This window comes from Vibrio sp. LQ2, from assembly GCF_023920125.1.
GTDB classification, from domain to species: domain Bacteria; phylum Pseudomonadota; class Gammaproteobacteria; order Enterobacterales; family Vibrionaceae; genus Vibrio; species Vibrio fluvialis.
The window spans coordinates 3,083,096-3,108,786 of sequence record NZ_CP085308.1 but is presented as its reverse complement, the minus strand read 5'-3'; the positions used below and the strand labels follow the sequence as shown (position 1 = coordinate 3,108,786).

Sequence of the window (25,691 nt, the reverse complement as noted above, 5' to 3'; positions counted from 1 at the left end):
TACATAGTTTATCGCTATGGATAATTCGCCAAGGAAGCCACATCATGCTCAACGCCAAAGATCGCCTGCTGCGCAATCTCGACTGGAACCTGCTCTATACCTTTCTCACGATCGTGAATGAAGGCGGCATCAGTGCAGCAGCACGTAAGTTGTCACTCAGCCAGCCCAGTGTCAGCAATGCGTTGAAGCGTCTGGAAGAGCATGTCGACAAGCGGCTAATCCTGCGTAAGAAAGGCGTGTTCGCCCTGACGCTGCACGGCATGAGGGTGTATGAATACGCCTCGTCGGTGGGACGAATCATCGGCAACATGGCGGATCAGTTTGTCGATCAAACGGATAATATTCAGGGCGAGCTGAATATTGAGATTGCCAGCCATCTGCAATGCCCGGCGTTTGACGCCACCCTCGCCCAATACCATGCGCTGTTTCCCAACGTCATTTTCAACGTCAACACGCACCCGAGTGCCGACATTGTCAGCCATGTGGCCGACGGCCTGCTGCACATTGGCCTCAGCAATAAAAAAATCGCCAAAACTGGGATTCGTTGTGATTTTCTCGGCTATGAGCAGATGGGTTTTTACTGTGGTCGTACCCATCTCTGCTTTGGGCGCGATGACCTGACTTTGGACGAAATCAAAGGCCTGCCCTATATCTCGTTTGAAAGTGACCAACCCGGCGAAGGCTTAGACGCGATTGCCCACTTTCGCGATCAACAGCAGTTTTGGGGTAAATTGGTTGCCGTATCGTCGAATTTAGAGGAAGTTCGCCGCATGATTATGGCAGGACTTGGTTTTGGCGCACTGACGGTGGAAAGCGCCAAGCCGTATGTGGCGCAAGGGTTGTTATGGCCCCTACCGCCGTATGAGTCGCTGCCTGTGACCGAAATGTATCTGGTGACGCCGGAAACCGTTTCGCTGAGTGATATCGAAGTGCATTTTGTGCGTCTGCTGAAACAGCAAACCCAAGCGCTGGTACGCAGAACGCTGAATGCGATCCAGAGCGCGCATCACCAGCCATTGAGTGACTAACCGTTGAATACTGCGTGGATATCGCGAAATTATGCGTCGATAAAGGGCAAAATCACCGACATCGCGTGTTGCACGGTCTGCTCCTTTTCACCGACGGGCGCAACGTAAAACATCGCCTCGCTTGCGGCCTGCGTGCCGGCCAATGTGGCAATGGCCCACGCGGCGAGATATTGTGACGCTAAGCAGCCGCCAGCGGTCGCAATCGACCCTTGGGCAAAAAAGGGTTGATTGAGGACCTCAACGCCCGCCTCGATCACCCAAGGTTTGGTGGTTAAATCGGTGCAGGCTGGCAAGTTTGTCAGCAAGCCCAATTTTGCCAGCAGCAGCGCGCCCGAACACTGCGCACCAATGAGCTGCTTGGCCGGATTGAGTGCCAGACGTGACAAGATTGCCTCATCGCTTGCAATATCCCGGGTCAGAATGCCACTGCCAAACAGCACCACATCGGCCTGATTGGCAAATTCCAGTGGCTGCTGCGCATCAATGGTGACGCCATTCATTGAGGTCACCTGCGCCGTTGGCGAGGTGATTTGCACGTTCCACCCGTCGCCTTTCATCCGGTTTAAAATGCCCGCAGCAATGAACGAGTCGAGCTCATTAAATCCTTCAAACGTCAGTATCGCGACTTGCATGAGTTTCTCCCTGTGGTGTGATTTCAGCGGTGTGATGACCGTGATGTGAGCCCTGTAGCGGTAACGTTTTTTCCATGCGCACCAAATTCCAGCTGTGGCCGTTGAACGAGCGCGTGCCTTGCTCCCACTGTGTTTCGACAAACCCCAGTTGCTGATAACAATGACGTGCCACCGCGTTGTGTTCAAACACGGCGAGGCTCAGCAAACCCGCATTGAGTTGCTCTGTAGCGACGTCGATGGCCAGTTCGATCATCGGGCTGGCCATCCCTTTACCACGTTGAGCGTGAGCGATAAAAATGCGACATAACCGCACGTGCCGGCTATCGACCTGATACAACTCAATAAACCCCGATGCGACACCCTGAACGTGAAACAAAAACGGATGCACCTGTGGCTGCGCGCAATGCGCCTCGATTTGTTCGACCGTCAGCGGAAACTGATAATTCGGCCCGCCCCACAAATAATTGAGTTCGTCACTGTCGATCCAGTCGATCAATTGCGGATAATCGGCCGCTGTGAACGGGGTCAGTGTTAGGGATGATTGAGCGACAACATCATTCATGCCGGATACACCATGTCGTATTCAAATTCAGACTCGCCAGTGCGCTGAAATCCAAGCCGCGCATACAGGTGCTGCGCCGGATTACTCTTCAACACGCTCAAGCCAACGCTGGCGCCTTCTGTTTTGGCTTGCTCAATTAATGTGGCAATCAGGCGGCTGCCGATTCGGGCATTCTGAAAATCGGGATGTACCTGAATTTGCACCAGATACCATTGATTGCGATTGGGTATGAAGGTGGCTTTGAATAGCCCGGCGGGTTGGTCATCAATGAGAACGATTTTGGCGTCATCAAAATGGTAGTGAATTCGCTGAAGAAAGGCCTCGCGCGACGTGGGCGCACCGACTTGTTCAAGGTAATGGCGCATGGTGACATCACGCAGCGTCAGCAAAAATTCCATATCGTTTGGGGTGGCCTGCCGCAGGCTAAAATCCATCGTCGGCTCCTTGACTGATAGAAGAAATGAAAATGTCAGTGGTTTTCCATGCGCTCTTTTAACGCGTTGAGATCGTTGATGACCGCCATTTTATCGCGAAAGAAGGCTTCATCGCTCATGCCATCGCGGCGAAATAGGGTGAAGGTGAATTCGCAGCCTTCACCATGGGGCACAACGCGCATCGGGTTATACACCCGCTCGCCGTCTTCAAGTTCGACCGTGTGGTCCATGACGCCAAAGGGATTAGCCGGAGCGAATTCAATCCGCTCCCGGCCAAACGGCGCCTCAACCAACCAGAGGTTGCCCTCTTGAATCACGTTGGACTGCGCCAACCCAGCCGCCCACAAAGGCAGATTGACGGGGTTAGACGCAAATTGATACACCGTCTGCACTGGGCAGTCGATGTAAAGACTGAGGTGGTGCACTTCGTTCATACGACGCCTTTCAGAGCTGACTATTTTAACGCCAGTCTAAGGGGTAAAAAGTGCACAAAGCAAGATAAGAAAGTGCTTACTCGCCGTGGTTGATGTCAACCAAAGCTTCCACCTGAACCTGTGAGCACATCGCCTGTTCGCTCAGCCACTTTTCAACCGCTGCACGGTCTTCATCCGTTGCTGAATCGTAGCGGCCTTCGGCAACCACAAACCCATCAAACGACTCGTGATTCGCGCCGCCGCCCATCACCAGATTGCGGCTCTCAATGAAATCGATGAAGCTGTCGAGCAGCACGTCGTATTGCGTGTCATCATCGGTGTTCACCTTGCACGAAAACGCGAAGCCCAGTACCTGAAATTCGCCCACGTAAAGTTTCTTTCTCAGTCGTTTGCTTCTGTTGGTTGTCATTGTTATTTCCTCGTTACTATCAAAAATGCAATGCGCTCGTTGTCGCGGTTATCGTAGTGATAATCGCTGTTTTATCGAGCATTTTTTTCAATCTGTTACCGCTGCGACACAATTTTTTTTCGCGCGTTCTATGATGACTTTATCGCCCGATCACTCCCTCTGCGGAGGTTTGCAAACCGACTCATGGTGCGCAATCTGGTGATTGGCAAACCGTGTCTAAGCATAGGAGTGTAGTGATGAAATACCAACATATCCTGGTCGCGCTCGAACTCTCAGACGACAGCAAACCGCTCATCGATAAAGCGGTGTCGTTTGCCGAGGTAACGGGCGCGGATGTGTCATTTATTCATATCGATGGCACCATTGGCGAGATCTACAAAGAGCTGATCGACATTCAGGCCGATCCGAACCAGAAGCCGCTCAATGACCGTTCAAACAAAATGCTCAAATCGTTGCAACAATACAGCGATTTTCCGATTAAACATTTCTATGTCGGCACCGGCGATCTGAGTGACAAACTCGGGATGATCATCGCCGATAACGGTTTTGATCTGCTGATTTGCGGTCACCACCATGACTTTGTCAGCAAGTTAGTCTCCTATTCTCGCCATCTGATCAACAAATCCCCCATCGATATTCTGGTGGTTCCGATCTAATTCTCGACCTCATTTAAGGTCATCAACACGCGAAAAAAAAACGATAACCCCAAGCAACCTCAACCGACTTGGGGTTATCGTCTCTTCCCTTCACTCAATAATCGACTTTCTTTCTCAATACCTTGGTTTCGCCACGTTTGGATTTACCATCCATACGGCGGCGTTGTGAGCCCAACGTCGGTTTGGTAGCGCGGCGCTTTTTCTGCACCACCATCGCGGACAAGATCAACTCTTTGAGTCGCTCCAGCGCGGCCTCTTTATTTTGTAGTTGGGTGCGAAATTCCTGCGATTTAATCACGATTACGCCATCTGATGTAATGCGACTGTCGGAAACTTTAAGCAATCGTTCTTTGTAAATAGCTGGCAGCGACGAGCGCTGAATATCAAAGCGCAGATGAATCGCGGTGGCGACTTTATTAACATTTTGACCGCCATTGCCCGCCGAACGAATCGCGTTGATTTCGATTTCCCAGTCGGCCAGCGTGACGTTGTTTGAAATAACCAACATGTCGCTACATCCGTTTCAGTGGCTTGACCACACTGTCGAGACCTTCAATTTTCAGCGCCAGGCACAACCGCAGCAGTCGCCCCAGTTCGCCTTCCGGAAAGCCTTTTTTATCGAACCACAACAGGTACTCTTCCGGCAGGTCAATCAGCACGCGTCCGGCGTATTTGCCAAACGGCATCTGCACCCGAGCCAGTTTCAGCAAGTTTTCTTTTTCTAACATAAGCTTGACGGCCTTTTGTCTCTGTTCCGATATTGAGGGAGTACAACGTAATGGAGCGAAGGACGCAAGTCTAACCCCTAATGATGTGTAAACCAAAAGGTCTCGTATGAAAAAGTTCGTTATCCCTTGCCTCGGTCTGATTCTGCTGGCCGGGTGCGATCAGGCTCAGCAATCCGCTGCAGAAGGCAATTCGCCCCAAAACGCAGCACCGCAGGTGACCGACAATGCCACCAGCGCCATGTGCAGCAATGAGAAGCTGGCTGGAGGCTGGCACGACGCCGACGTCTCTCCGGAAGCAGAACAAGCGGTAGACGCAGTGCTGGCTCAGATGGGCAACAATGTGCGGCTGAAATCGATTCTTGCGGTGAAAACGCAGGTGGTCAACGGCACCAACTATGCCATTGAGTTTGATACGCAAGATGGTCAGGTTTGGCACGCGGTGGTGTATCGCACCCTCGATGGTGAGTTCACCATCACCCAAGGCGCAACACTGGGCGATTTGTGTGGCTAAACACGTGTGAGGCGACACAAGAAAAAGGGGCGAAAGCCCCTTTTCATTTTACGCGGCCTGAGAGTGCTCGGGCGGCTCTTTATCTGCGATTTTCTGGCAGATGTATTCCCCAATCGGCATTGCCGAGGTCGCAGCTGGCGATGGCGCGTTGCACACATGCAGGCTGCGCGGACTTTCCGCAAACAGAAAATCATGCACCAAGGTGCCATCCGACAGCACCGCCTGAGCGCGAATGCCCGCCGGATAGGGTTGTAAGTCCGCCAGTTCAATGCTCGGGCAATACTTGCGAACCAGTTGCAGATAGCCGGGCTTCCACAGCGAGTTTTTCATCTCCACCAACCCGGTTTTCAAGTTCTTCGCGGTCACTTTCCAAAAACCACTAAAGCGAAGCATCTCCCACACATCGCGCACGCTGATGTTCACTTTGCCATAACCTTCGCGCTTAAACCCTTGCACCGCATTCGGCCCAACCGTGACCGAACCATCAATCATGCGCGTTAAATGCACGCCCAAAAACGGCAGTTCAGGATCCGGAATCGGGTAAATCAGGTGTTTCACCACCTGATTGTGTTTTGGCGCAAGGCGATAGTATTCACCGCGATACGGAATGATCTGAAAATCCGTCGCCAGCCCCAGCATCTTGGTCATGCGATCAGCCATCAGGCCAGAGCACGACACCAGAAACTGGCTGTGGAAGGTGATCGGCGAGCCTTTGTAACGACAGTGTACGCTGATCTCCTGCTCGGTTTCATTCAGCCCCACCACTTCGGTGCTCAGGCACACTTCACCACCTAATGCTTTGAACTCTTCCGCCATTTTCTCGGTCACTAAACGGTAGTTCACGATGCTGGTCGCTTTGACGTAAATCGCACCAAGGCCAGTGATGTTAGGCTCCGCCAGTTTCAGTTGCGCGACATCGAGCAGTTCCACATCGAGTTCATTTTTCAGGCAACGCTCAAACAGCGCCTGCATACGTTCAAACTCAACCTCGTTGGTGGCGACCAGAAGTTTGCCGCAATTCTCCACCGGAATATCGTGTTTGGCGCAGAACGACAACGTGCGCTCCACGCCGCGTTTGCAAAAATCCGCTTTGAGGCTGCCGGGCGCGTAGTAGACGCCCGCATGGATCACCCCGCTGTTGTGCCCGGTCTGATGGCGAGAGAAGCCTGCCTCTTTCTCCACCAGCAGAATCGACTTATCCGGATATTGCTGTTTGAGTTGCCAGGCCGTCGAAACACCAACAATACCACCGCCCACAATCACATAATCAAAATGGGTGTTCATTTGCGTTCCTTATGCTGAAGCCGTTTTCATGGCGACGTTCGGACGTCGGCCACTGTAGATGAAAATCGCAATAAACAGCGCGACACAAACTACGCGAACCAGCAACGGAATGTTTGGCCACACCAATGCGATACCAATCACCGCCAGCAGTGCGCGTATCGGCCAGTTGAGCGGGCCTTCCAAAAAGCCTTCAATGGCACCGATCATGGCGTACGTGCCAACAATGGCGAAAAAGCCAATCGTGATAACGGTCATTGGATCCCAGTCGATCAATTGGGTATAGGCAATCAACAGCGGCACCAAATACAAGCCTTTGGCAATTTTCCACGCCGTCAGGCCTGTGCGCATTGGCGGTGTTTTGGCAATCGTTGCCGCAGCAAATGCCGTCAGACACACGGGTGGTGTGACGTTACTGTCTTGCGACAGCCAGAAGATGATGAGGTGCGCAGAAAGCAGCGCCAAGCCCACCGCTTCAAGACCCAAGCTTTGTTGCAGCAGCGTATCGAGGAAGTCTGCCGGTACCAACTCCACCAACTCTTTGGCTTTTTCCAGCGCCATCGGCGCATTGAGCAGTTCCAGTTTATCCGGCGCGGCCAGCATGAAGATCGCTTTGGCCTGTTCAGGCAACTGACCAGCAGCAATCATGTCGACCAACTGGCTTTCTGCAATCAGTTTGTACAGCGCAGGCGCAGAAAGTGTGCCCAATACGATATACGCTGCCGTCACTGGCAGACCCATCCCGAGCACCAAAGACGCCAGCGTGATCAGCACCAACATGGTCAGCAGATCGCCGCCAGACCAGTTATCAATCATCAGCGAGAACGTGTTGCCGATACCGGTGGTACTGATTACGTTAATGACCAGACCAATACCCACCAGCAACACAGCCGTAGTGGCCATATTCTTCGCGCCCTGCTCCAGTGCATCAATGATTTCTTTGATGCCCATGCGGTGTTCTTTCGAGAACCAAGACGCGACAATCACCGACAGAATCGACAAGCCCGCCGCATAAGTCGGGGTGAAACCTTGCACCAGCAGCGTAACCAGCACAAACAGCGGGATCAGGTTATGCCAGCCAGACACCAGCACTTTGAGGAACGATTCGTCACTGGTGGTTATCTTCTGTACGCCGCTGCGTTTGGCTTCGATACGGACGAAAAACGCCACCGACAAGAAGTAGATCAGTGCCGGAATAAACGACACCGCGACAATATCGACATACGGAATTTGGGTATAAGACGCCATGATGAATGCCCCGGCGCCCATTACTGGCGGCATCAATTGCCCCCCAGTAGACGCGGCGGCTTCAACACCGGCTGCAAATCGCGAAGGGAAGCCCGCTTTTTTCATCATCGGAATGGTGATCACGCCCGTCGATACGGTGTTCGCCACACTGGAACCCGACACCGACCCCATCAGGCCGGAAGCCAACACGGCGATAAAGCCCGGTCCGCCAATGACTTTGCCCGCAGCGGCGCGCGAGACGTCAATGATGTAATCGCCCACGCCGGAGCGCACCAGAAAGGCGCCAAACAGGATGAACATGAAGACAAAGCTCCAACTGATACGGGAAATCGACCCGAACATCCCTTCAGAAGAATAGAAGCTGCGATACAGCAGGGTTTCCATGCTCAGGCCCGGGAAATGGAAAATGCCCCCTGCCCATTTGCCCCACAGCACCACGTAGCTCAGGCAGACAATAATCAAGATGGGAATGAACCAGCCCATGGTGCGGCGAATCATTTCAATCGCAATCACAATCGCCATAATGGCAAACACCCAGTCGCTGGTGACGAATTTCACGCCGCGCGCATAAAGTGCATCTTCCGCCAGAGGAATGTAAATCAGGCACGCTAACGCTGCCAGGGCAATCATTACGTCAACGCCGAGCGCAATTTTGCTGTCACGCCAGCGAATGCTGGCCGGGTACCACAGCGCGCAGATCATCGCAAAACCGACAAAGTGGGTGGCGGAGATCCACAGCTCCGGCAACGTTGAAAAAGTATTAAACCAGATGTGGGCGAGCGACAGCAGCACACCGAGCACAGCAATGGTTTTCGTCACCCACGGAAAGGCATCGCGGGTTGGCAGTTCATATTTTTGTAGTTCTTGATCCAGTGGTTCACTCATATTGATACTCCACGGCTCTACAGCTAATGCCCGTCAAATGCCGGACACAATTAACCATAGAAAATGAGAAATGCCGCCTCAAGTCGAGGCGGCTTGCAGCATTACTCAGCGATTAACTGAGCCGGGATGTTGATGCCCACTTCTTTGTAGTAACGAGCCGCACCAGGGTGCAGTGGCAGAGGCAGGCCAGCGATGGCTTTTTCAATCGCCATGGCTTTGGTCGCTTTATGGATGCCTTGCAGGAACGCCAGGTTTTCGTACATGGTTTTGGTCAGCTGGTACACATCTTCTTCGGAGATGTCATCACGCACCGCCAGGAAGTTTGGCTGCGCGATGGTGGTGATTGGCTTATCCAGACCTGGGTAAGTGTTGGCTGGAATCACGTATTTGGTCCACAGCTCATAGTTGCCGTTCGCCTGTTTGATTTGCTCATCAGTGAACGACAGGATTTTGATGTCGTTACCCAGCGCCGCAAACGCCTGAGTCACCGCACCGACAGGGACACCCGCCGGCGTGTTCATGCCATCAATCGTGCCGTTTTGCAGCGCACTGGCACTGCCGCTGTAGCCCAGATACGCCAGATTGAAGCTGTCCGGATCGATGCTCAGACCTTTCATGATCTGGCGACCCGAGTACTCTGTGCCTGAGTTTTTCGAACCGATTGAGAATTTCTTGCCCTGCATATTCGCCATATCGGCAATGCTGCCGTTTGGCGCTAAATCAGAACGTACAATGAAGTGTTCGACGTTCTGCCACAGCATAGAAACCGAGCGCAGTTGTGTCTGACGCTCTTTGTATGGGCCTTCACCCGCCCATGCCCAAGCGCCGTACAGGCCTTGCAGAATCGCAAATTGCGCTTCATTCTCGTTGAGCATTTTGACGTTTTCGCCCGACCCCGCAGAGCTGATAGCAGAAAGGGAGAAGTGGTAAGTCGGACTCAGTTTAACTTTGCTCAGTGTCGCCAGAGCAACACCAACTGGGTAGTAAGTACCACCGGTTGAAGCGGTCGCCAGAATGTAGCTGCGTTCTTCAGCAGCGTGCGCTCCTGCCAGCAGACCAAAAGAAGCGGCGGCGGCCAGTAGGGTTTTGGCCAGGCGTTTGTGTTTCATCTTTACTCTCCGTGTCATTATTGTTGTTCGCCGGAAATAGCGAGTAACCCTTCCTATCGACAGTGCGGAAATTGGTTGGAAGCGAATGTCCGCTGCCCTAGCCGATTGTTTAGGTCTATCCCTATAGAGCAAAGACAATGCCAAAAACTAAGCGATTGAATTTATTTGAAATAATAAAAGTCAGTCAACGAAATGAGCAAAAATCCGCTTATTCGCCCGATTAGGCATAAGCAAAATTTCGCCGATGGTGACGAGTAAAAAGCGGTGCTTATTGAGGTTTTTGATCACAACTCATTAACGAATTGTGATCAATGTTAATAAATGCCATTGAATCCTAATGAGCAAAATTTTGCCTATCCCAAATTACTTGCCGCTGGATTGGGAACGCGTCTCCTCGTCATCCTGGGTGTAATCGCTGCGATTGAGCCCATACTTCTGCATTTTCTGATTGAGGGTGCGACGCGGCAGATCCAGCTCTCTCATGGTGTCGCTGATGCTGCCGCGATGCCTGGTCAGCGCATCGTGAATCACCTTGCGCTCGAACGTTTGCAACTGAATCGACAGCGGCAATCCGGCGCTGGCCTCTTCGGTGGTGGCATTCGGGCGACTGGCCAAAATTTCCCCGACTGTCAGCGATTCATCCAGTGCGAAACGAATGGCCACGTTCCGCAGTTCACGCACGTTGCCCGGCCAGGCGTAGCTGAGCAGTGCATGCTGATCCGCTTCGCTGGCGACGCGGGTTTGCGGATTGGCTTGCAACGTGAAGTGTTCAAACAGCAACAACGCATCTTCGTCGCGTTCACGCAGCGGCGGCAAATAGAGCTGCGCCACGTTGAGACGATAGAACAAGTCCTGACGAAACTCCGGATGCTCCAACAGATCTTCTTTGGCCGCCGCAATCACACGCAAATCGATCGCCACTTTCTGGTTGCCACCAACGCGTTCCACCACATGCTCTTGCAGCGCCCGCAGTACTTTGACCTGCATCGACAGCGGCATACTCTCGATTTCATCGAGAAACAGCGTTCCTTTGTCGGCAAACTCCAACTTCCCGATACGCTTTTTCACCGCGCCGGTAAACGCGCCCGCTTCGTGGCCAAACAGCTCGCTTTCAAACAGGCTTTCCGGAATAGCGCCGCAGTTAATCGGCACAAAATTGAAATGTCGGCGCGGACTTTCCTGATGCAGACAGGTCGCCACCAGCTCTTTACCACAGCCAGTTTCGCCGTAGATGATGACGTTGGTGTCAATCGCCGCCACTTTGGCAATTTGCTCACGCAGTGCCGTCATCACTTTGCTGCGCCCGATCAGGACTTGCTCCAGCCCTTGCAGCGTGGAGAGATAATGGCTTCGGTCTTGCGACTGCGCTTCACTGTGAAACTTGTTCACCGCCTCTGCGACGGTGCTCGACAGGCGCTCCGGATTAAACGGCTTTTCAATAAAGTCGTACGCGCCTTTTTGCAGCGCTTTAACCGCCATGTCCACATCGCCATGACCAGTGATCAAGATCACTGGCGTATGCGGCTGCAGGCTTTTCAGCTCAGACAACATTTCGACGCCATCGTAATCCGGCAGGCGAACATCACTGATGATGGTCGCAAAGCGCTGCGCCTTTAATCCTTCCAGCGCGGCTCGCCCGTCGGCGAACACACATACATCAAAGCCCGCCAGTTGCAGCCACTGACTGGTGGCCTGACGGACAATGTCATCATCTTCAATTAACGCGATCGGTAATGCGTCCTGACTACTCATGCCATGCTTCCTTTTCCTATCTCGCGATACGGTAAGGAAAAAAGCGCCGCAAAGAAAGGAGCTGCTTCTCACTTCTTTGTTACCAGATACAAAGCCGCGAATCACCCATCACTTACAACAAAAAATGCCCATCCGAAGATGGGCCTGGCTAACGAGGGTTAGGAGCGTAATTTAGCCACAAAAGACAAACCGATTAGTTGTATGCCCGAGCAAGTGTTCCCTGGCCGGCATAACTGAAACGTAATGCATCATTGCTGATAAATGCCGACTCACCCGCCGACAGCACAATCGTGTGTTCTTCGCACGTCACATTCACTTGCCCGTCAATGCAGAATAGGATCTCTGCGCTGCGGATGTACTGCTCTCGGATTTCATCGGTCACCGTTAAAATATCGAAGGCAAAATCATCCACCGGAACCGGATAGCTTTGTTTGCCATCTTTGTGAACCGGAGCCAGTTTGATCTCTTGTGGATTCATCGGGTTAAAGCTGGTGTTACGAATCAACTCTGCAACGTCGATATGTTTAGGCGTCAACCCGGCTCGGAGTACGTTGTCGGAATTGGCCATAATTTCCAACGCCGTTCCTCGTACATACGCATGGGGTGTTTCTGCATGCAGGAACATCGCTTCCCCCGGGGCCAGCTCTACAGTATTGAGAAACAGCGGAGCAAGCAGGCCGATATCATGGGGAAACAACTGCTCAAACTCTTCGATATACTGCAAAGCTTCACGCAGTTGTGACGTTTTAGCCGGACGCAACATTGACTGTTTAAGTTGCTGCAATACTTCAGTTTTTCGCTCATCGTTCATCGTCATTAACGTGGTAAAAAAGACTTTTAACCCAGCGTTAGTTGGCTGGCTCTCAAGCCGTGCCAAATCTTGTTCTAGCGCTTGAATACTGATCTGACCAAATAATTCGATGATGTCCGGAATCGGACGAAAGCCATTCATCGCACGATAAAAAGTGAGCGCGTAAACTAACTCTGGTTTGTGATTCGCGTCCTTGTAGTTTCGCTGCGGCGAATTCAGCGCAATTCCTTGTTGATTTTCGCGTTCAAATCCGATTTCCGCATTGCGCTTATTGGGGTGAACCTGAATCGACAACGGTGCCTCAGCGGATAACACTTTGAGCAAAAACGGCAGTTCGGCAAATCTTGCTGCCGTGTACTCCCCCAGATAGCGTTTGCCATTCTTCGCCAGAAGATCCGCCAACGACTCGCCCGTACCATGTACCTTGGCACAACCATTGGGGTGTGCACCCATCCAGATTTCGGCCTGAGGTTGCTGCTGTGGATTGGCGATTCCAAACATCTCCGTCAGAGCACTTTTGCTGCCCCAAGCGTAGTTCTGAATGACATTATCCAGTTTAAACAGTGCCATCTTAATGTCCTCCTGTCAGATTCGTGCCCAGTTTCAGCATCGCCGCGACATTACGTGCGGTACGTTGTAGGTTCTCACTCGCTTCAGAGAGCACTTGCTCCAATGATTGCGGTGCGCGGACTGAGTCGAAAACCCCTGCAAAATGGAGATTCAGAGCATCCGTCTCAGCCCCCAGAGAACCCGCAATACCAATCACCGGAATGCCTAGGTTTGCCGCCCTTTGCGCAATACCAAACGGGGTTTTGCCTTGCAGAGTCTGGTTGTCCATCTGCCCCTCACCGGTAATTACCAGGTCAGCATTTTTCAGAACGCTCTCTGCATCAAGGGCATCCAACACCATCTCAATGCCCGGTTTCATCTCAATGGGAAACAGCAGTGACAACCCTAGTGGTGCACCGCCAGCGGCCCCAAAGCCGGGCATGTTGCCGCAATGAGTGCCACACTTTTTCGCGGCCAGATCAGCAAAGTGAGTCAACGCCTCATCAAGTTGTGCCACATCCTCTGGCGTTGCACCTTTCTGCGGACCAAAGATATGGCTGGCTCCTGCAGGGCCAGTCAGAGGATTCGCCACATCACAAGCGATCACCATGTCAACGTGAGCGCAGCGACCATCGAGTGCCGCCAGGTCTATTTCGGCAACATCAGCAAGCGCCCGCCCACCTCGGCCGATGACTTCTCCGTTGGCTTTGCGCAGCACCCCGCCAAGCGCTTGAATGATCCCAGCACCAGCATCATTGGTCGCACTGCCGCCTAATCCTATGAGGATTTTTTTCACACCGAGATCCAGTGCCTGCTGAATGATTTGCCCTGTACCGTAGGTTGAGGAGATCAATGGATTACGCTGCTGCATAGGCACTTTATCGAGCCCGGATGCCTGAGCAATTTCAATGAGAGCTGTACGCCCATTATCCAAAAGCGCCCATTCGGCGGCGATGATGTCGCCGAGCGGCCCCTCAACCCGAGAGACGATTTTCTCGCCATTGAGCGCTTTCAACAGCACATCGACCGTTCCTTCTCCTCCATCGGCTAAAGGCATCAGATGATAGTCAGCATTCGGAAAGACGGCAGAGAATCCATATTGAATGCACTGACACACCGCCAGTGCTGGCAAGGACTCTTTGAAAGAATCAGGCGCGATAACGATTTTCATGAAAGGATCCTTACCCGCTCCGAAGAGCGGGTATTGCAGAAAATTACAACGTGAAACGGAAAGATTTCACCTGACAGGGCTTGAGTACGCCAAACGACTCGGCATCTACATCGTTCGAAATGGCTTTTTCATCCAAACTCACCGCCAGCCAAGACGTCACACCACCATGAATTTGCACGGCATCTTCAACTACGGCTGATTCCGATGGGTTGTAAACCCTTAAAATTAAGGCATTTTCATCTTCTGCTTTTTTCAGCACACTCAGTACCGCGCCGCGTTTATCTTTGCTAAGCAGGCTATGGGTCAATGGCAAATTCTGCTCACCGACATTAAGTTTCATCGCGTTGTAAGGAATTTTGTTGTAACACTGAATCGGCGTCACATTGTCACGGGCAGCCGCCATCACATTGGCGTCAATGTGGTTACCCGCAAAACCAAACAGAGTAAATTCGCACACCAGCTTGCCTCTCACCTGAGAATCCGGCGTTGGAATTTTGATCCCTGAAGGACGGCCCGGGCGCAGCAACAAATTCTCTTTACCCAGCACACCAACACCACGCACTAGTGTTAATGCAAAGGTATCGCGCTGTTCATTGCCTTGAGCGGAAATTACTTCAAATTCACGTAGGCCATTGCTCATAATGGCCATTCCACCCTGAGCATCTTCCAGCGCAGCAAAGTTCATCAGTTGATAAACCGGAACCGGAGCTTCTTTCCAACCATCGGCTTCCCAGTTGGCCATTTCCGGATCGTTGGTAGGCCGAGTGATCAGACCAAACTGGTTGTCGGCCACGACCGTTTCAGACACAAACGGAGTAGGAACCAACACGCGAACACGGTGGTCATCCGCCTGGTTATCCAGCACCATCCGTACTTCAATGCGGCGCGAGCCCTGTTTGAGAACCACCTGACAATCAACATCCACGAAACCATTTTGACCGCTACGCGCTTCGCGTTCGCTCAAATCCTGCGGTACATTCATTCGCAGCATGATGCTTGCGACAGATTGGAAGCCTTCATGTTTCACATTCACGTCAGCTTTAAATTCATCTGAATACAACAGCCATTCGTGACGAGATGGAGAATAATCGTACTCATCACCATCATCGGAACCATCTTCAATGCGCAGTACTTGCGCGTAGGTATGCTTGGTCTCTTTATCGAAGATATCCAACGTGCCGTTGCTGTTCACATGGATGCGGTAGTATTCGTTCTCCAGCAGAAAGTCTTTTTGCTCTGCGACTTTTTTCACACCTTTTTCATGTGCTTGAATATGCAAAGTGGTAAAGCCCATTGCAGGGACTGAATGTTTGATTTGAATGTCATATTCAATGAACGGATCGTAATTTCCGTAATGCACGATCTGGCGGTCAATTTTGCCAGGGTCAATGACGCGTTGATCCTGAATGAAGTATTCAACGGGCGTGCCGTGCTCATCAAACAGATTGAATTCTTCTGCGCGAATGGTGATGGTGGTATTAATCACTTCATCGCGAGCATAAGGAGACAGGTTAAACAGCGCCAATTTGTCGCAGCCTTCGCGAGCAGGCATGTGGTCAACAATCTTGCGCTTATAGAAGTTAATCAGATTGGTCGCCATATCGTCAGCGAGAATGTAACGATTGAGAATCTCCGCGTGCACTTTGTCTGAGCAACAGCAGCCGATTGAATCGTGCGCATGGTTCTTCATGCTCTCTTTCCACATCTTCTCAATCAAACCGTGGTGATACTCAAAGCCCAGAGTCCAGGCAATCGACGCCAACGGCTCAAGAATATTGACGATCTTGTTTTCTACTTGGGCATGGATCAGCTTGATGTCCATGCGAGTCGAAGAAATCGTGCGGTGAACACGCATGTATTTGCCATCGTTAAACTCACCTTTCACGGTGTCCAGTTGTTCGCGTTCAGCTTCAATGCGTTCAAACACCTCTTCGAAACGGCTCATTTGGAATGTTTTGTCCGGGTAGATTTCACGCAGTGTAGTCATCACTTCAAAAATGTCTTTTTGAATCGGCATCTGGTCATGGCCATTCGGCAGCAAAATATCTTTGGTTACCGACGGTTTTTCCAGCACAGGGAAATATTTGTCCAAGCGAGCACGCAGGCCAGCTTCATCTTGTGGCAGGTATTTACCAATCGCATACCCGAGCGGCAGTACTTGCGCCGTCACTTCGCTGCCATCGTTTGACTGCCACACAAATTCTGTTTTGTCTGTGCCATGGCGTTCAGAACAGCCGCGCCAGAACATCGCACGCTGAATGCCAAAGCCGTTATAGATGGCAGGCAGTTGAGAACTCATTGAGAACGAGTCCGGCAGATAGCCAATTTTCATGGGCTCACCCAATGCCAGACAATCTCGCAATCCATACAACATATTGCGTACAATCGACTCACCAGACACTTGCATGGTGTCGGTTTGCGAATACCACGGGCCAATGATGAGTTTGCCTGCCTCCACCAGAGCTTTCACTCGTTGTTTGTGTTCAGGTTTAATCGCGAAGTAGTCTTCAAGTACAGCGGTCTGTCCATCAAGCACGTAATATTTGTAGTCCGGATCGTTTTCCAGACGAGTCATGATTTCCTCCATGTTGTTCACCAACAGAATGCGTGACTCTTCGGTCGTGAAGTACCATTCACGATCCCAGTGCATGTGAGGAGTGATATGAACGCGAGATGTAGTCATAACGGTTTACCCTAATTAGCCATCGAGGCCAGTAATGAGTGAAAATGTGGTTGCTTTTTATTCGTTCTAGCGAATTCGGGGCGCAGAAATCCTGCGCCCAACAGTGGTATTGAGCGAATGAATCCATGCTCTGATTAGTTCTGAGTGACAGCCTCAGTGGCAAACTTGCCCTTTTTTACTGCATGAGCTCTCCATGCAACCAAGGTCAAGGTAGAAATAGCCGTTCCGACCAATGCAGCGCCAAACCAGATGGCCGCCGCGGTAAACGCGCCAATACCGGCGTCGTGAAGTAAGAAGATGGAGAAAATGCCCGCTCCTGGCGTCGACAGACCGATGCCTGCGGCACCAACCATGGCACCCGTCACCACAGAACCCAGCAGGAATGAGCCAATGACGCGGATTGGATCTTCAATTGCCATTGGAATCGCCCCTTCGGTGATCCCCGCCAAGCCCAATAGCCAGGTGGATTTCCCCGTCTCGATTTCAAAGTCTTTAAACAGTTTAGGGGCCAACATGGTTGAAGCGGTTACGGTAAACGCCGACACCATTTTCACCGAGCCGAAGATGGCGTAAGGGCCATATACACCGTTAGCCATTGCACCCAGACAGAATGCGTAAGCGGCTTTATTCACCGGACCGCCGAGGTCAAATGAGACAAATAGCCCAATCACAGCCCCCAGAAGCAATGCATTGGTCCCCGACATACCATTCAGCCAATCTGTCAGCCCTTGGTTCAACCAAGCAACCGGTTTACCAATCACAAACAGCATCAGCGAGCCCGCCACCAAAGTGCCGATCACCGGATACAAATAGAAAGTCAGGAAGCCGTTGAATGCAGGGCTTAAACGTACATTCTCTTTAACCCAGCGCATGACGTAACCGGCAATCAAACCACCGACAACACCACCCAGAAAGCCCGACCCAATCAGGTTCGCTGCGATACCTGCTGCAAAACCAGGGCCTAATGCTGGTTTATCTGCCAGAGAGTAAGCCGTGTAAGCAGCCAGCACAGGAACCATCAACGTCCCCAACAAGCCGCCTCCCAGTTTGCGATACATCCACAACCACGAGCCTTCTTGTGCATATAGATCCTGCAAATTAAACATTTGCGCGAGGAGCACGGCCACAGCCAATACGGTACCGCCAGCAACAATCAGAGGAACAGCGTAAGAAATGCCGGATAACAGCGCCTGTTTGAGTTCCGTTTTTAATGGCAGTTTCTTCGGCTGATGGTCATTCGCAACCGTGCGATTCGCACCTGAGCCTGATTTGCCCACTTCAACCGCTTCTTGCAAAATACGTTCTGCGTGTTTAATCGGCTCCGCCACAGGCACTTCGACACGTGGAATACCATTAAAACGCTCCAGTTCCTTGATCGCCACTTCCGCAGCAAACACGACTGCTGTTGCTTTATTTAATTGCTCTGCGGTCAGTCGATCTTCAATACCATTCGCACCCTGCTTTTCTACTGAGACGTTATATCCCAGCTTTTTACCTGCTTTTTCCAGATACTCCGCAGCCATGTAAGTATGCGCGATCCCTGCCGGACACGCCGTCACACAGACAATCGTAGGCGCATCTTTGAGTTGATGAGTCTCTGATTCTGTATTCTGTTCTGCTTGGTTATCAAGCAATTCGAAAATTTGTTCTACATTTGTAGCATTTAATACCGCTTCTCGAACCTCATCATCCACCAATGTTGTGGTCAGTTCAGTCAGCAGATGCATGTGGGTCGAACCTGCTTCGGCGTTAGGAATCGCGATGAGGAAGATAAGGTTGACATCTTCCTCATCATCTATGCCTTGCCATTTCAGATCTTCTTTAAGTGTCGCTATCGCAAAAGCCGCTTCCTTTACAGCATCGGTTTTACCATGAGGTACAGCCAAACCTTCCCCAAGCGCTGTCGGCCCTTGGGTTTCACGGGCGAACACCGCCTGTAGATATTCGTCTTTGTTGTGCAATTTTCCCTGCTGATCCAACATCTCAGCAAGTGCACGAATCGCTGCGTCACGACTTTCAAATGTCGTTTGTAATGTTATCAGCGACGGATTGGTTAGAGAGGTAAGTTTCATAATTTGTCCCATTGTCACGTTTACATTCGTTGTCCGTCCAACAACAATGGAATAATACCTTTTAAATACATCAATACCATGATCAAGATCTCAGTTGTATTAATATATGTATTATAGTTGTATTTTAATTTATCACAAGAACAGCAATGTGCACTTGTCATATTGAATCACTTTCGTATCATACAAATAACTATAGACAGCGTTAAAATCCCTGTTAAGCATACAGTTACTGAGAGAAAGTATGGCCAGATTACCCATGTATCGGCAGATCGCTGATGCCATTAGAAAAAAGATCAGTTCGGGTGAGTATAAGGTAGGTGAAGCCCTGCCGACAGAAGCACAATTACGTGAAGAGTTTTCAGTCAGCCGCGTGACGGTTCGTCAGGCAATCAAATTATTGGTCGAAAACGAGGAACTGGAAAGCGTTCAGGGCAGCGGTACTTACGTTAAAGCCAACAAGGTCAATTACGACATTTACCAACAAAGTAGCTTTTCTGAAAAGTGGGAACACCTCAACAAAGTGACCCACAGTGACGTTGTGGCTTTTGAGATTCAACGAGCGGCTCTGCATATCGCAGAACATCTCAACATTAAAGAAGGTGAACGCGTTTACTTTGTCAAACGAGTTCGCTACATCGACGACACGCCTATCACCGTTGAAGAGACTTGGATGCCGACCAACTTGTTTCCAGATCTGACTTATCAGGTGATGCAGGGCTCTAAGTATGACTACATTGAAAATCAAAAAGGATTGGTGATTGATCGCAGTGAGCAGGAGATTATTCCCATTCTGCCATCTAAAGAGATCGCGGACTTGTTAAAAATAGATGTAACCGCTCCGATCATTGAAAAACGGACGATTGGCTATCTGGAAAATGCGACGGTATTTGAATACAGCCGTAACTACACCAGCCCAACCGAATACAAGTTCACGTTAGTCGCGAAACGTAACCGCGGGTAATCCATAAGCGCGGCCAACAGTGCTGCGCTTTTTTGAATCACCGACTAGGGAAAGTACAGGTGTCATACATGACGTTAGCGCAGAAAAAGTTTGGTTTGACGATGCTCGCTCTATTGCTGATTTTGGGCGTTAAGTCGGCATCGACCAACATCGTCAAGCAGTGGCAGCTGGAGCAGGCACAAAGTCACGGTGAGCAGCGTCTGCTGGACTACATCGGCGATGTGCGCAAAACGCTGCGCCGCTTTTATCATTTGCCCTATCTCATCACCAATGAGCTGATCAGCCAACAACTGCTGAGCGGTAATACTTCCGTCATGGATGAAATGCAGGCGACGCTGGGTAAACTCGACAAAGCCGCCAACACCAAAGGCTGGTACGTACTTTCGTCCAGCGGCGACGTGTTGGTTTCCAGTAAAGATGCGGAGAACTGGAATACTCATGACGGCGATGCGATCGTGGCCAAAATTCACGAGCAGCGCGAAGGGATTTCCATTGTGACCAAAGCGATTGGCGCAACGCCAATCTATTTCCTCGCCGCGCCGATTTACATCGATCTTGATATTGTCGGCATTGTAGCGGTGCAAATTGATCTCAGCGTGCTGGCCGACCAATGGTTTGCTAATGATGAACTGATCTTGTTTCAAAACGCCAGCGGCCAATACTTTCTCTCCAGCAGTCCACAATACAGTGCCGACTGGCTCAATGCCCATCCGCACATCACCAACGCCGCACAGCCGATTCATTTGTACAACGGTACCCGTTTGGTGCTGTGGAATTTGCAGTCAGAGCCGTATCTGGCCCAATCGGTCACGCTGGATGATTTGAACTGGACGCTGACCTATCTGACGCCGATGAAATCGCTCTATCAGACGGTCAACTGGATCAGCATGAGTTGTGTGGTTGCCGTGCTGCTGCTGATCTTACTGGGTACGTTGCGCTACGAGCAGTACCAGAAACAGATCAGTCAGCGTAAGTTGCAGGAGATCGTGCAGGAGTCAGAGCGGCGCCAGCGCAACATGATTCAGAAGACTCACGTCGGGCTGCTGCTGCTCGATGAATCTGGCCGGATTGAAGAGATCAACCCGATGGCTAAGCGCTATTTCAGCCTGTCAGAGTTGATGGTGAAAAACGTGCGCGCCTGGGAGCTGTTTGATATTGGTAACCCCAACGCCACCATTCCTTTGCTGCTGGAAAACTTGGCGCGGAATCAGGAACTGGCCGACATTACCTCCGTGGAAACCATGGCGCGGCGCAGCGATGGCAGTTTGTTCCCGATTTTGTTCTCTCTCACCTCTGTTCAATGGAAAGACAAGCGCCACTATCTGGTGACGATCCTCGACATCAGTAAGCGTAAGAAAGCCGAAATTGCGCTGCAGACGGCAAACCAGGAGTTACAACATCGGGTCGAAGAGCGCACCGCTGAGCTGAAGTCAGCGCAGCAGGAACTGATTGATGCCAGCAAAATGGCAGCACTGGGCCGCATGTCGAGTGCGATCACCCATGAGCTCAACCAGCCGCTGACCGGGCTGCGCACCCTCTTGTCGAGCAATGAATTGCTGCTGGCACGCGGAGAAACCCAGCTCGCGCAAGCCAACATGAAGCTGGTACACACACTGATCGATAGGATGGCGAATATGACTACGCAGTTAAAGTCTTTTGCCTTTAACCGCCCGGAAACACTGACGCCAGTATCAATTCCCGATGCGCTGCAGGAAATTTTGCGCGTTCATCAGGCGCGCCTCGATCGTGTGGATGTGCGGGTGCGTATGTCATCCGAGCTCCCCTTGGTTCGCGGAGAGGAACAGCGCCTCAGGCAGGTGCTGGGCAATCTCATCACCAACGCGCTGGATGCGATGCAGGATCAACCGGAAGCGAAACTGATCATCAGTGCCTCAGATGAAGCCGGCAAAGTGATGATTCGCGTGCGTGACAATGGCTGCGGTATTGATGAAGACAAGCTGACCACCATCTTCGAGCCGTTCCAGACCAGCAAAAAAATGGGGGAAGGCCTGGGGTTGGGGCTTTCCATCACCGCCAACAGCGTACGTGATATGCAAGGCACCATTCGCGCGGTGAACAATCCGGAAGGCGGCATGACATTCGAAGTGACGCTGAGCGCCAGCGCCGAAACCAGCAACCTCGCACAATAAAAAAGAGGCGATGCCGCCTCTTTTTTATTTTCTCATTGAATCCAACACCTAACGCCACACTCCCCACTCGCCGGTAGTGCCCGGTTCGTCACCTTGCGTCCACCATTGCGCAGTCCATTCGCGGCCATTGTGGCTGACCACATCGCCCGCATTATAGATAGTGTCGTTGCTCCATGCGTTGTCAGGTCCGGTCGGCGGAGTCGTTTCACCTTTGATCAGGGATAGCTGATAGCTGAAGGTCGCATTCGGCGCGAAAACTTGGTTTGCAAACAGGTTACTGGTATCGAACATGTAATGCCCCATCTCTTCATGCCAGATGCCGATATACCAAGCCCCGTTAGTCAGTTGATTAAACTGCCCCGCCAGTTCTGCCGCCCAGGTCGAGCTGTTATTGGCAGAAATAGCAAGGTTGATGTCTGACTGTTCATTACCATTGGCATCAAAGGTGCGAAAACGCACGGTATCACCCGATTCGACCGGGCCAAATCCCTGCGCAATAAAGTAACCCAGCGCCGTCAGGTCGACGGGTTGCGGGGGATCGGTGGGATCTGTTAGCGCCGTGCCGCCATCAAAGGAGATATCACTGCAGTTGTAAAACCCTTCACCAGCCGCATCTTCACGCTGCCAACGGGTATACAACACGGCATCGCCACTGCGCCCAGCGGGGAACGTTACTGCAATACGATACTTTTTATCTTCACCTACCGCGACATTACCTGCGGTATCGATCAGTTCCAGATCCGCCCACGTGAGCGGCGCAGCGTGATTGTATTCCGGCTTCGTCAAATAGAACTGCCAGTATGATGGGCTGTGCGGCGCGGTGGCGTTGAACACCAGTTCAATCTGCTGATTCGCATCCAGCGTAATGGCGGTTTTCTGCCAATAGGGGGACGGAATGTTTAAGCCAGATTTGGCACTGTCAGCAGCCGAACACAATGAACCGTCGCGCACAATGGCTTGCACATGTGCCATATCCTGATAGTTAGGCACGTTGGCTGAAATTTCATTTCGCTGTACAAACGGAAAGGCACCGGATTCATCAAACGCGGCCTGACAGGCAGCGTTCGGAATCGTATTGTCCCAAAAGCCTCCATCCTGATAACAGGTATTCTGGCGGGCACTTGGGTATTCCACCCAGCCATGAGCGGCCACCTGAAACGAGGCAACACTCCCGATGATCAGTGCGCTTAACGCACTAAACTGCAACACTTTATTCATGATTTATCCTTTTTAACTGACATTGAGAAGCAAGGCGTAAGAAGCCGCTTTTGCTCCACAAAGCTAGCAAGGATTTATCTTTTCACGGCGCGCAAGGTGGGGTTTTCACGCCATTCAATCGTCAAACTGACGAGCCGTTTCCAAAGCCAGCCGCCAGTTTTCGTACCATCACATTTCCCTTCGAGTCACTTCAAATTTTCGTATGTCGGACAAACGTCAAACGGCGTTCAATCTTTGGTCAGTCAATTAACAGTGTTAGAGAATCCACCACCAAATCATGGATTGTCAGAAATCCCCGACAAAACCTATCGCAAGCTTTACTTGGGCTGACGGACTCTTTACAGAAGGTTGCGTAATATGAAACTGTGCATGTCGCACAACAACAGGAGAAAAGTTATGAAGAAAGCACTTGTTATCTTAACGACTATGACCCTTAGTGCTGGTGCATTTGCGTCAATGGGCACCACCCAACAGGAAACCACGCTAACCACGGATGCGTATGCATCGAAACAACAAGCGTATGATGCCGGTTTCGCGAAAGTGAGCGAACTGAAAAGAATGCCTTCAAACGAGCTGGCCAATGAGCTCAATGTGTTTGATACCAAACTGGTACAAAACAGTATGAAGGTGAAAGATGCGGAAGTGAAAGTCGAACCCTTTGCCAAACCGGATGGTCAGGTTCAGTACCGCGCGGTGGTCGATGTCGATTACCAGTACACCGTTCGTGAAAGCAAAAACAGCTAATCTCTCGATCAACAGGGTGAGCGGAGATCTCACCCTGTTGCCTTTCTGTTATTGCCGCAATCGAAGCGGCTTAATGTCGTTCAAACTGATGAATCAGGCGCTGCAACTGTTCTAAGTTGTGCACCAGATGTTGCGTGCGCTGCACTGAAGAAGACGCCGCAAGGGAATTTTTCTCGGTTAACGTCTTAATATTGACGGCATTGGCAGTAATTTCGCGCGTCGCACTCGCCTGCTGCTCCACCGCGGCTGCAATCTGCTGGCTTTCATGGGTCACCTGACCGAGCTTGGCCGCAATATCCTGAATCACACCGCCAGTTGAATCCGCCGTTTGTTTGCATTGCAGCGAGAGTTCCGAACCGCGTTGCATCGAAGAGACCGCCTGTGTCGCGAGCGATTGCAACTCCGCAATCATGGCATGAATTTCACTGGTTGAATCCCCGGTTTTGGCCGCCAGTTTGCGCACTTCATCAGCCACCACCGCAAAACCACGCCCCGACTCTCCGGCACGCGCCGCTTCAATAGCAGCGTTCAGCGCCAGCAAATTGGTTTGCTCAGAAATGGCAGTGATCACTTCCAGAATGGTTTCCACCTGCTGACTGTGTTGAGCCAGTGTGGTCAGAACCTTCTGACTCTGCGCCAATTCACTGTCCAGTGCGTTTACCTGAGCCACCGTGGCACGAATCCGCTCCAGGCCACACAACGAATCGCTCTGGGCAATTTCAGTTAGTTGTGACGCGGCCGATGCACTCTGGGCAATGTCGTTGATCGAATAGGTCAGCTCTTCCACTGCGGTGGCCACGAGTTCCGTTTCCTGCTGTTGCTGGGCCAATGCCTGTTCGATTCCACGCATATTGTCGAATTCACGCTGCGCCTCTTTCAGGATTTGTCCGGACGTTTCGCTGCTGCGTGCAACCACCGCACGCAGCTCCGCCTTACGCATCATCAGCGCCAGCTCGACGGGCGAACATTCATCGCAATAGCCGGTATACACTTTTTCCATCAGCGGGTTACTGTAAGCTTCGCTGGCCAGTTTATACAGCTGAGCATGACGCCGATGTAAGTAGCTCATTCCAGCCAGCGTGATCATTTGCATCAGCACCACCAAACTACCCGGCAACCACGCCTGCTGTTGCCACATCCAGCCCGCGCTGATGAGCGTGCCTGACAGCACTGCGCCTTGCATTATGCGCATCATCGGCCAGCGACGCACCGTGACGGCTTGCCCCTGATTGAGTTTGGCGTACAACGCCTCGGCGCGCGCGACTTGTTCTTTGCTTGGTTTGGAGCGCACCGATTGATGCTCAACGATGTTACCCTGCGCATCCTTTATCGGTGTGACAAACGCCGACACCCAATAGTGCCTGGGACCTTTGCAACGGTTCTTCACAATCCCCATCCAGCTTTTTCCCTGATTGAGATACTGCCATAACTGCTCAAACGCAGCTTTGGGCATTTCAGGGTGACGAACCATGTTGTGCGGCTGAGCCAACATCTCATCAAGTTCATACTCTGCAACATCGCAGAAAGCTTCGTTGGCGTAAGTGATATGACTAGAAGGCTGGGTGGTAGAGATAAAACTGATATTCTCCGGATAATCTTTATTCTCGGTCGCGGCCATGCTGAGCAAGCTCTTAATTAATATGAATTTAGTTGAGGATAGACT

At 51.5% G+C, this 25,691-nt stretch carries 22 protein-coding genes and 1 pseudogene; 6 read left to right on the top strand and 17 right to left on the bottom strand.

Annotated features, from left to right (window positions below):
- Positions 1-44 precede the first annotated feature (44 nt).
- Positions 45-1,028 (top strand): LysR family transcriptional regulator, encoded by a 984-nt coding sequence (locus LGV68_RS14530; protein WP_020329781.1) that lies wholly within the window; start codon positions 45-47, stop codon positions 1,026-1,028.
- A gap of 29 nt (positions 1,029-1,057) precedes the next feature.
- Here LGV68_RS14530 and LGV68_RS14525 read toward each other — a convergent pair whose 3' ends face one another.
- The 5 genes and pseudogenes from LGV68_RS14525 to LGV68_RS14505 form a co-directional block, all read right to left on the bottom strand.
- Positions 1,058-1,660, bottom strand: coding sequence for a DJ-1/PfpI family protein (locus tag LGV68_RS14525; protein ID WP_020329780.1), 603 nt, complete (start codon positions 1,658-1,660; stop codon positions 1,058-1,060).
- 61 nt (positions 1,661-1,721) lie between these two features.
- Positions 1,722-2,222, bottom strand: a pseudogene (locus LGV68_RS14520) (GNAT family protein); the annotation flags it as partial.
- Positions 2,219-2,656, bottom strand: a complete 438-nt coding sequence (locus tag LGV68_RS14515; RefSeq protein ID WP_238829391.1) for a GNAT family N-acetyltransferase — start codon at positions 2,654-2,656, stop codon at positions 2,219-2,221. The gene LGV68_RS14515 and the pseudogene LGV68_RS14520, both read right to left, overlap by 4 nt.
- Positions 2,657-2,691: 35 nt before the next feature.
- Positions 2,692-3,090: an SRPBCC family protein gene (locus tag LGV68_RS14510; RefSeq protein ID WP_252535543.1), complete on the bottom strand. Its 399-nt coding sequence runs from the start codon at positions 3,088-3,090 to the stop codon at positions 2,692-2,694.
- Between the two features lie 76 nt (positions 3,091-3,166).
- Positions 3,167-3,499, bottom strand: a complete 333-nt coding sequence (locus LGV68_RS14505; protein ID WP_020329775.1) for a YggL family protein — start codon at positions 3,497-3,499, stop codon at positions 3,167-3,169.
- 236 nt (positions 3,500-3,735) lie between these two features.
- Between LGV68_RS14505 and LGV68_RS14500 the strand changes: the two genes are divergently transcribed.
- Positions 3,736-4,155, top strand: a complete 420-nt coding sequence (locus LGV68_RS14500; protein WP_024374906.1) for a universal stress protein — start codon at positions 3,736-3,738, stop codon at positions 4,153-4,155.
- Between the two features lie 94 nt (positions 4,156-4,249).
- On the opposite strand, the gene arfB is transcribed toward LGV68_RS14500, so the two are convergent.
- Together arfB and LGV68_RS14490 are read right to left on the bottom strand one after the other, a co-directional pair.
- Positions 4,250-4,663 (bottom strand): alternative ribosome rescue aminoacyl-tRNA hydrolase ArfB, encoded by a 414-nt coding sequence (gene arfB, locus LGV68_RS14495; RefSeq protein WP_020329773.1) that lies wholly within the window; start codon positions 4,661-4,663, stop codon positions 4,250-4,252.
- 4 nt (positions 4,664-4,667) lie between these two features.
- On the bottom strand, positions 4,668-4,883 hold the full coding sequence (locus tag LGV68_RS14490; protein ID WP_222776902.1) for a DUF3820 family protein: 216 nt from the start codon (positions 4,881-4,883) through the stop codon (positions 4,668-4,670).
- Positions 4,884-4,989: 106 nt separating this feature from the next.
- Between LGV68_RS14490 and LGV68_RS14485 the strand changes: the two genes are divergently transcribed.
- Positions 4,990-5,394 (top strand): cystatin domain-containing protein, encoded by a 405-nt coding sequence (locus LGV68_RS14485; RefSeq protein ID WP_222772145.1) that lies wholly within the window; start codon positions 4,990-4,992, stop codon positions 5,392-5,394.
- A 48-nt stretch (positions 5,395-5,442) separates the two neighbouring features.
- Here LGV68_RS14485 and lhgO read toward each other — a convergent pair whose 3' ends face one another.
- From lhgO to mngA, 8 genes are all read right to left on the bottom strand, one after another.
- Entirely contained in the window at positions 5,443-6,678 is a 1,236-nt protein-coding gene (gene lhgO / locus LGV68_RS14480) for an L-2-hydroxyglutarate oxidase (RefSeq protein ID WP_252535541.1), read from the bottom strand.
- Between the two features lie 9 nt (positions 6,679-6,687).
- On the bottom strand, positions 6,688-8,808 hold the full coding sequence (locus LGV68_RS14475) for a TRAP transporter permease (RefSeq protein WP_020329769.1): 2,121 nt from the start codon (positions 8,806-8,808) through the stop codon (positions 6,688-6,690).
- A gap of 101 nt (positions 8,809-8,909) precedes the next feature.
- Positions 8,910-9,917 carry a TAXI family TRAP transporter solute-binding subunit gene (locus LGV68_RS14470; protein WP_020329768.1) on the bottom strand — a complete coding sequence of 336 codons (1,008 nt, stop codon included), beginning with the start codon at positions 9,915-9,917 and terminating at the stop codon, positions 8,910-8,912.
- Positions 9,918-10,280: 363 nt separating this feature from the next.
- Positions 10,281-11,669 (bottom strand): sigma-54 dependent transcriptional regulator, encoded by a 1,389-nt coding sequence (locus tag LGV68_RS14465; RefSeq protein WP_020329767.1) that lies wholly within the window; start codon positions 11,667-11,669, stop codon positions 10,281-10,283.
- A gap of 193 nt (positions 11,670-11,862) precedes the next feature.
- Entirely contained in the window at positions 11,863-13,050 is a 1,188-nt protein-coding gene (gene manA, locus LGV68_RS14460) for a mannose-6-phosphate isomerase, class I (RefSeq protein ID WP_222734555.1), read from the bottom strand.
- A 1-nt stretch (position 13,051) separates the two neighbouring features.
- A complete protein-coding gene (locus tag LGV68_RS14455) occupies positions 13,052-14,200 on the bottom strand; it encodes a glycerate kinase (RefSeq protein WP_252535539.1) in 1,149 nt (382 codons plus the stop codon).
- A gap of 43 nt (positions 14,201-14,243) precedes the next feature.
- Positions 14,244-16,883, bottom strand: a complete 2,640-nt coding sequence (gene mngB, locus LGV68_RS14450) for a mannosylglycerate hydrolase (RefSeq protein ID WP_252535537.1) — start codon at positions 16,881-16,883, stop codon at positions 14,244-14,246.
- Between the two features lie 134 nt (positions 16,884-17,017).
- Complete coding sequence (gene mngA / locus LGV68_RS14445; RefSeq protein ID WP_222744511.1) at positions 17,018-18,955, bottom strand: PTS 2-O-a-mannosyl-D-glycerate transporter subunit IIABC; 1,938 nt, start codon at positions 18,953-18,955, stop codon at positions 17,018-17,020.
- A 241-nt stretch (positions 18,956-19,196) separates the two neighbouring features.
- On the opposite strand from mngA, the gene LGV68_RS14440 reads away from it, so the two are divergent.
- Both LGV68_RS14440 and LGV68_RS14435 read left to right on the top strand, forming a co-directional pair.
- Positions 19,197-19,916, top strand: a complete 720-nt coding sequence (locus LGV68_RS14440) for a GntR family transcriptional regulator (RefSeq protein WP_252535536.1) — start codon at positions 19,197-19,199, stop codon at positions 19,914-19,916.
- Between the two features lie 68 nt (positions 19,917-19,984).
- Positions 19,985-22,066 carry an ATP-binding protein gene (locus LGV68_RS14435; RefSeq protein WP_252535534.1) on the top strand — a complete coding sequence of 694 codons (2,082 nt, stop codon included), beginning with the start codon at positions 19,985-19,987 and terminating at the stop codon, positions 22,064-22,066.
- Between the two features lie 48 nt (positions 22,067-22,114).
- On the opposite strand, the gene LGV68_RS14430 is transcribed toward LGV68_RS14435, so the two are convergent.
- The gene (locus LGV68_RS14430; RefSeq protein WP_252535532.1) at positions 22,115-23,284 is read right to left on the bottom strand and encodes a lytic polysaccharide monooxygenase; all 1,170 of its coding nucleotides are present in this window, start codon (positions 23,282-23,284) and stop codon (positions 22,115-22,117) included.
- 396 nt (positions 23,285-23,680) lie between these two features.
- On the opposite strand from LGV68_RS14430, the gene LGV68_RS14425 reads away from it, so the two are divergent.
- The gene (locus LGV68_RS14425) at positions 23,681-24,028 is read left to right on the top strand and encodes a DUF3316 domain-containing protein (RefSeq protein ID WP_020329758.1); all 348 of its coding nucleotides are present in this window, start codon (positions 23,681-23,683) and stop codon (positions 24,026-24,028) included.
- Positions 24,029-24,098: 70 nt separating this feature from the next.
- Here LGV68_RS14425 and LGV68_RS14420 read toward each other — a convergent pair whose 3' ends face one another.
- Entirely contained in the window at positions 24,099-25,646 is a 1,548-nt protein-coding gene (locus tag LGV68_RS14420) for a PAS domain-containing methyl-accepting chemotaxis protein (RefSeq protein WP_032081823.1), read from the bottom strand.
- Between the last annotated feature and the right edge of the window lie 45 nt (positions 25,647-25,691).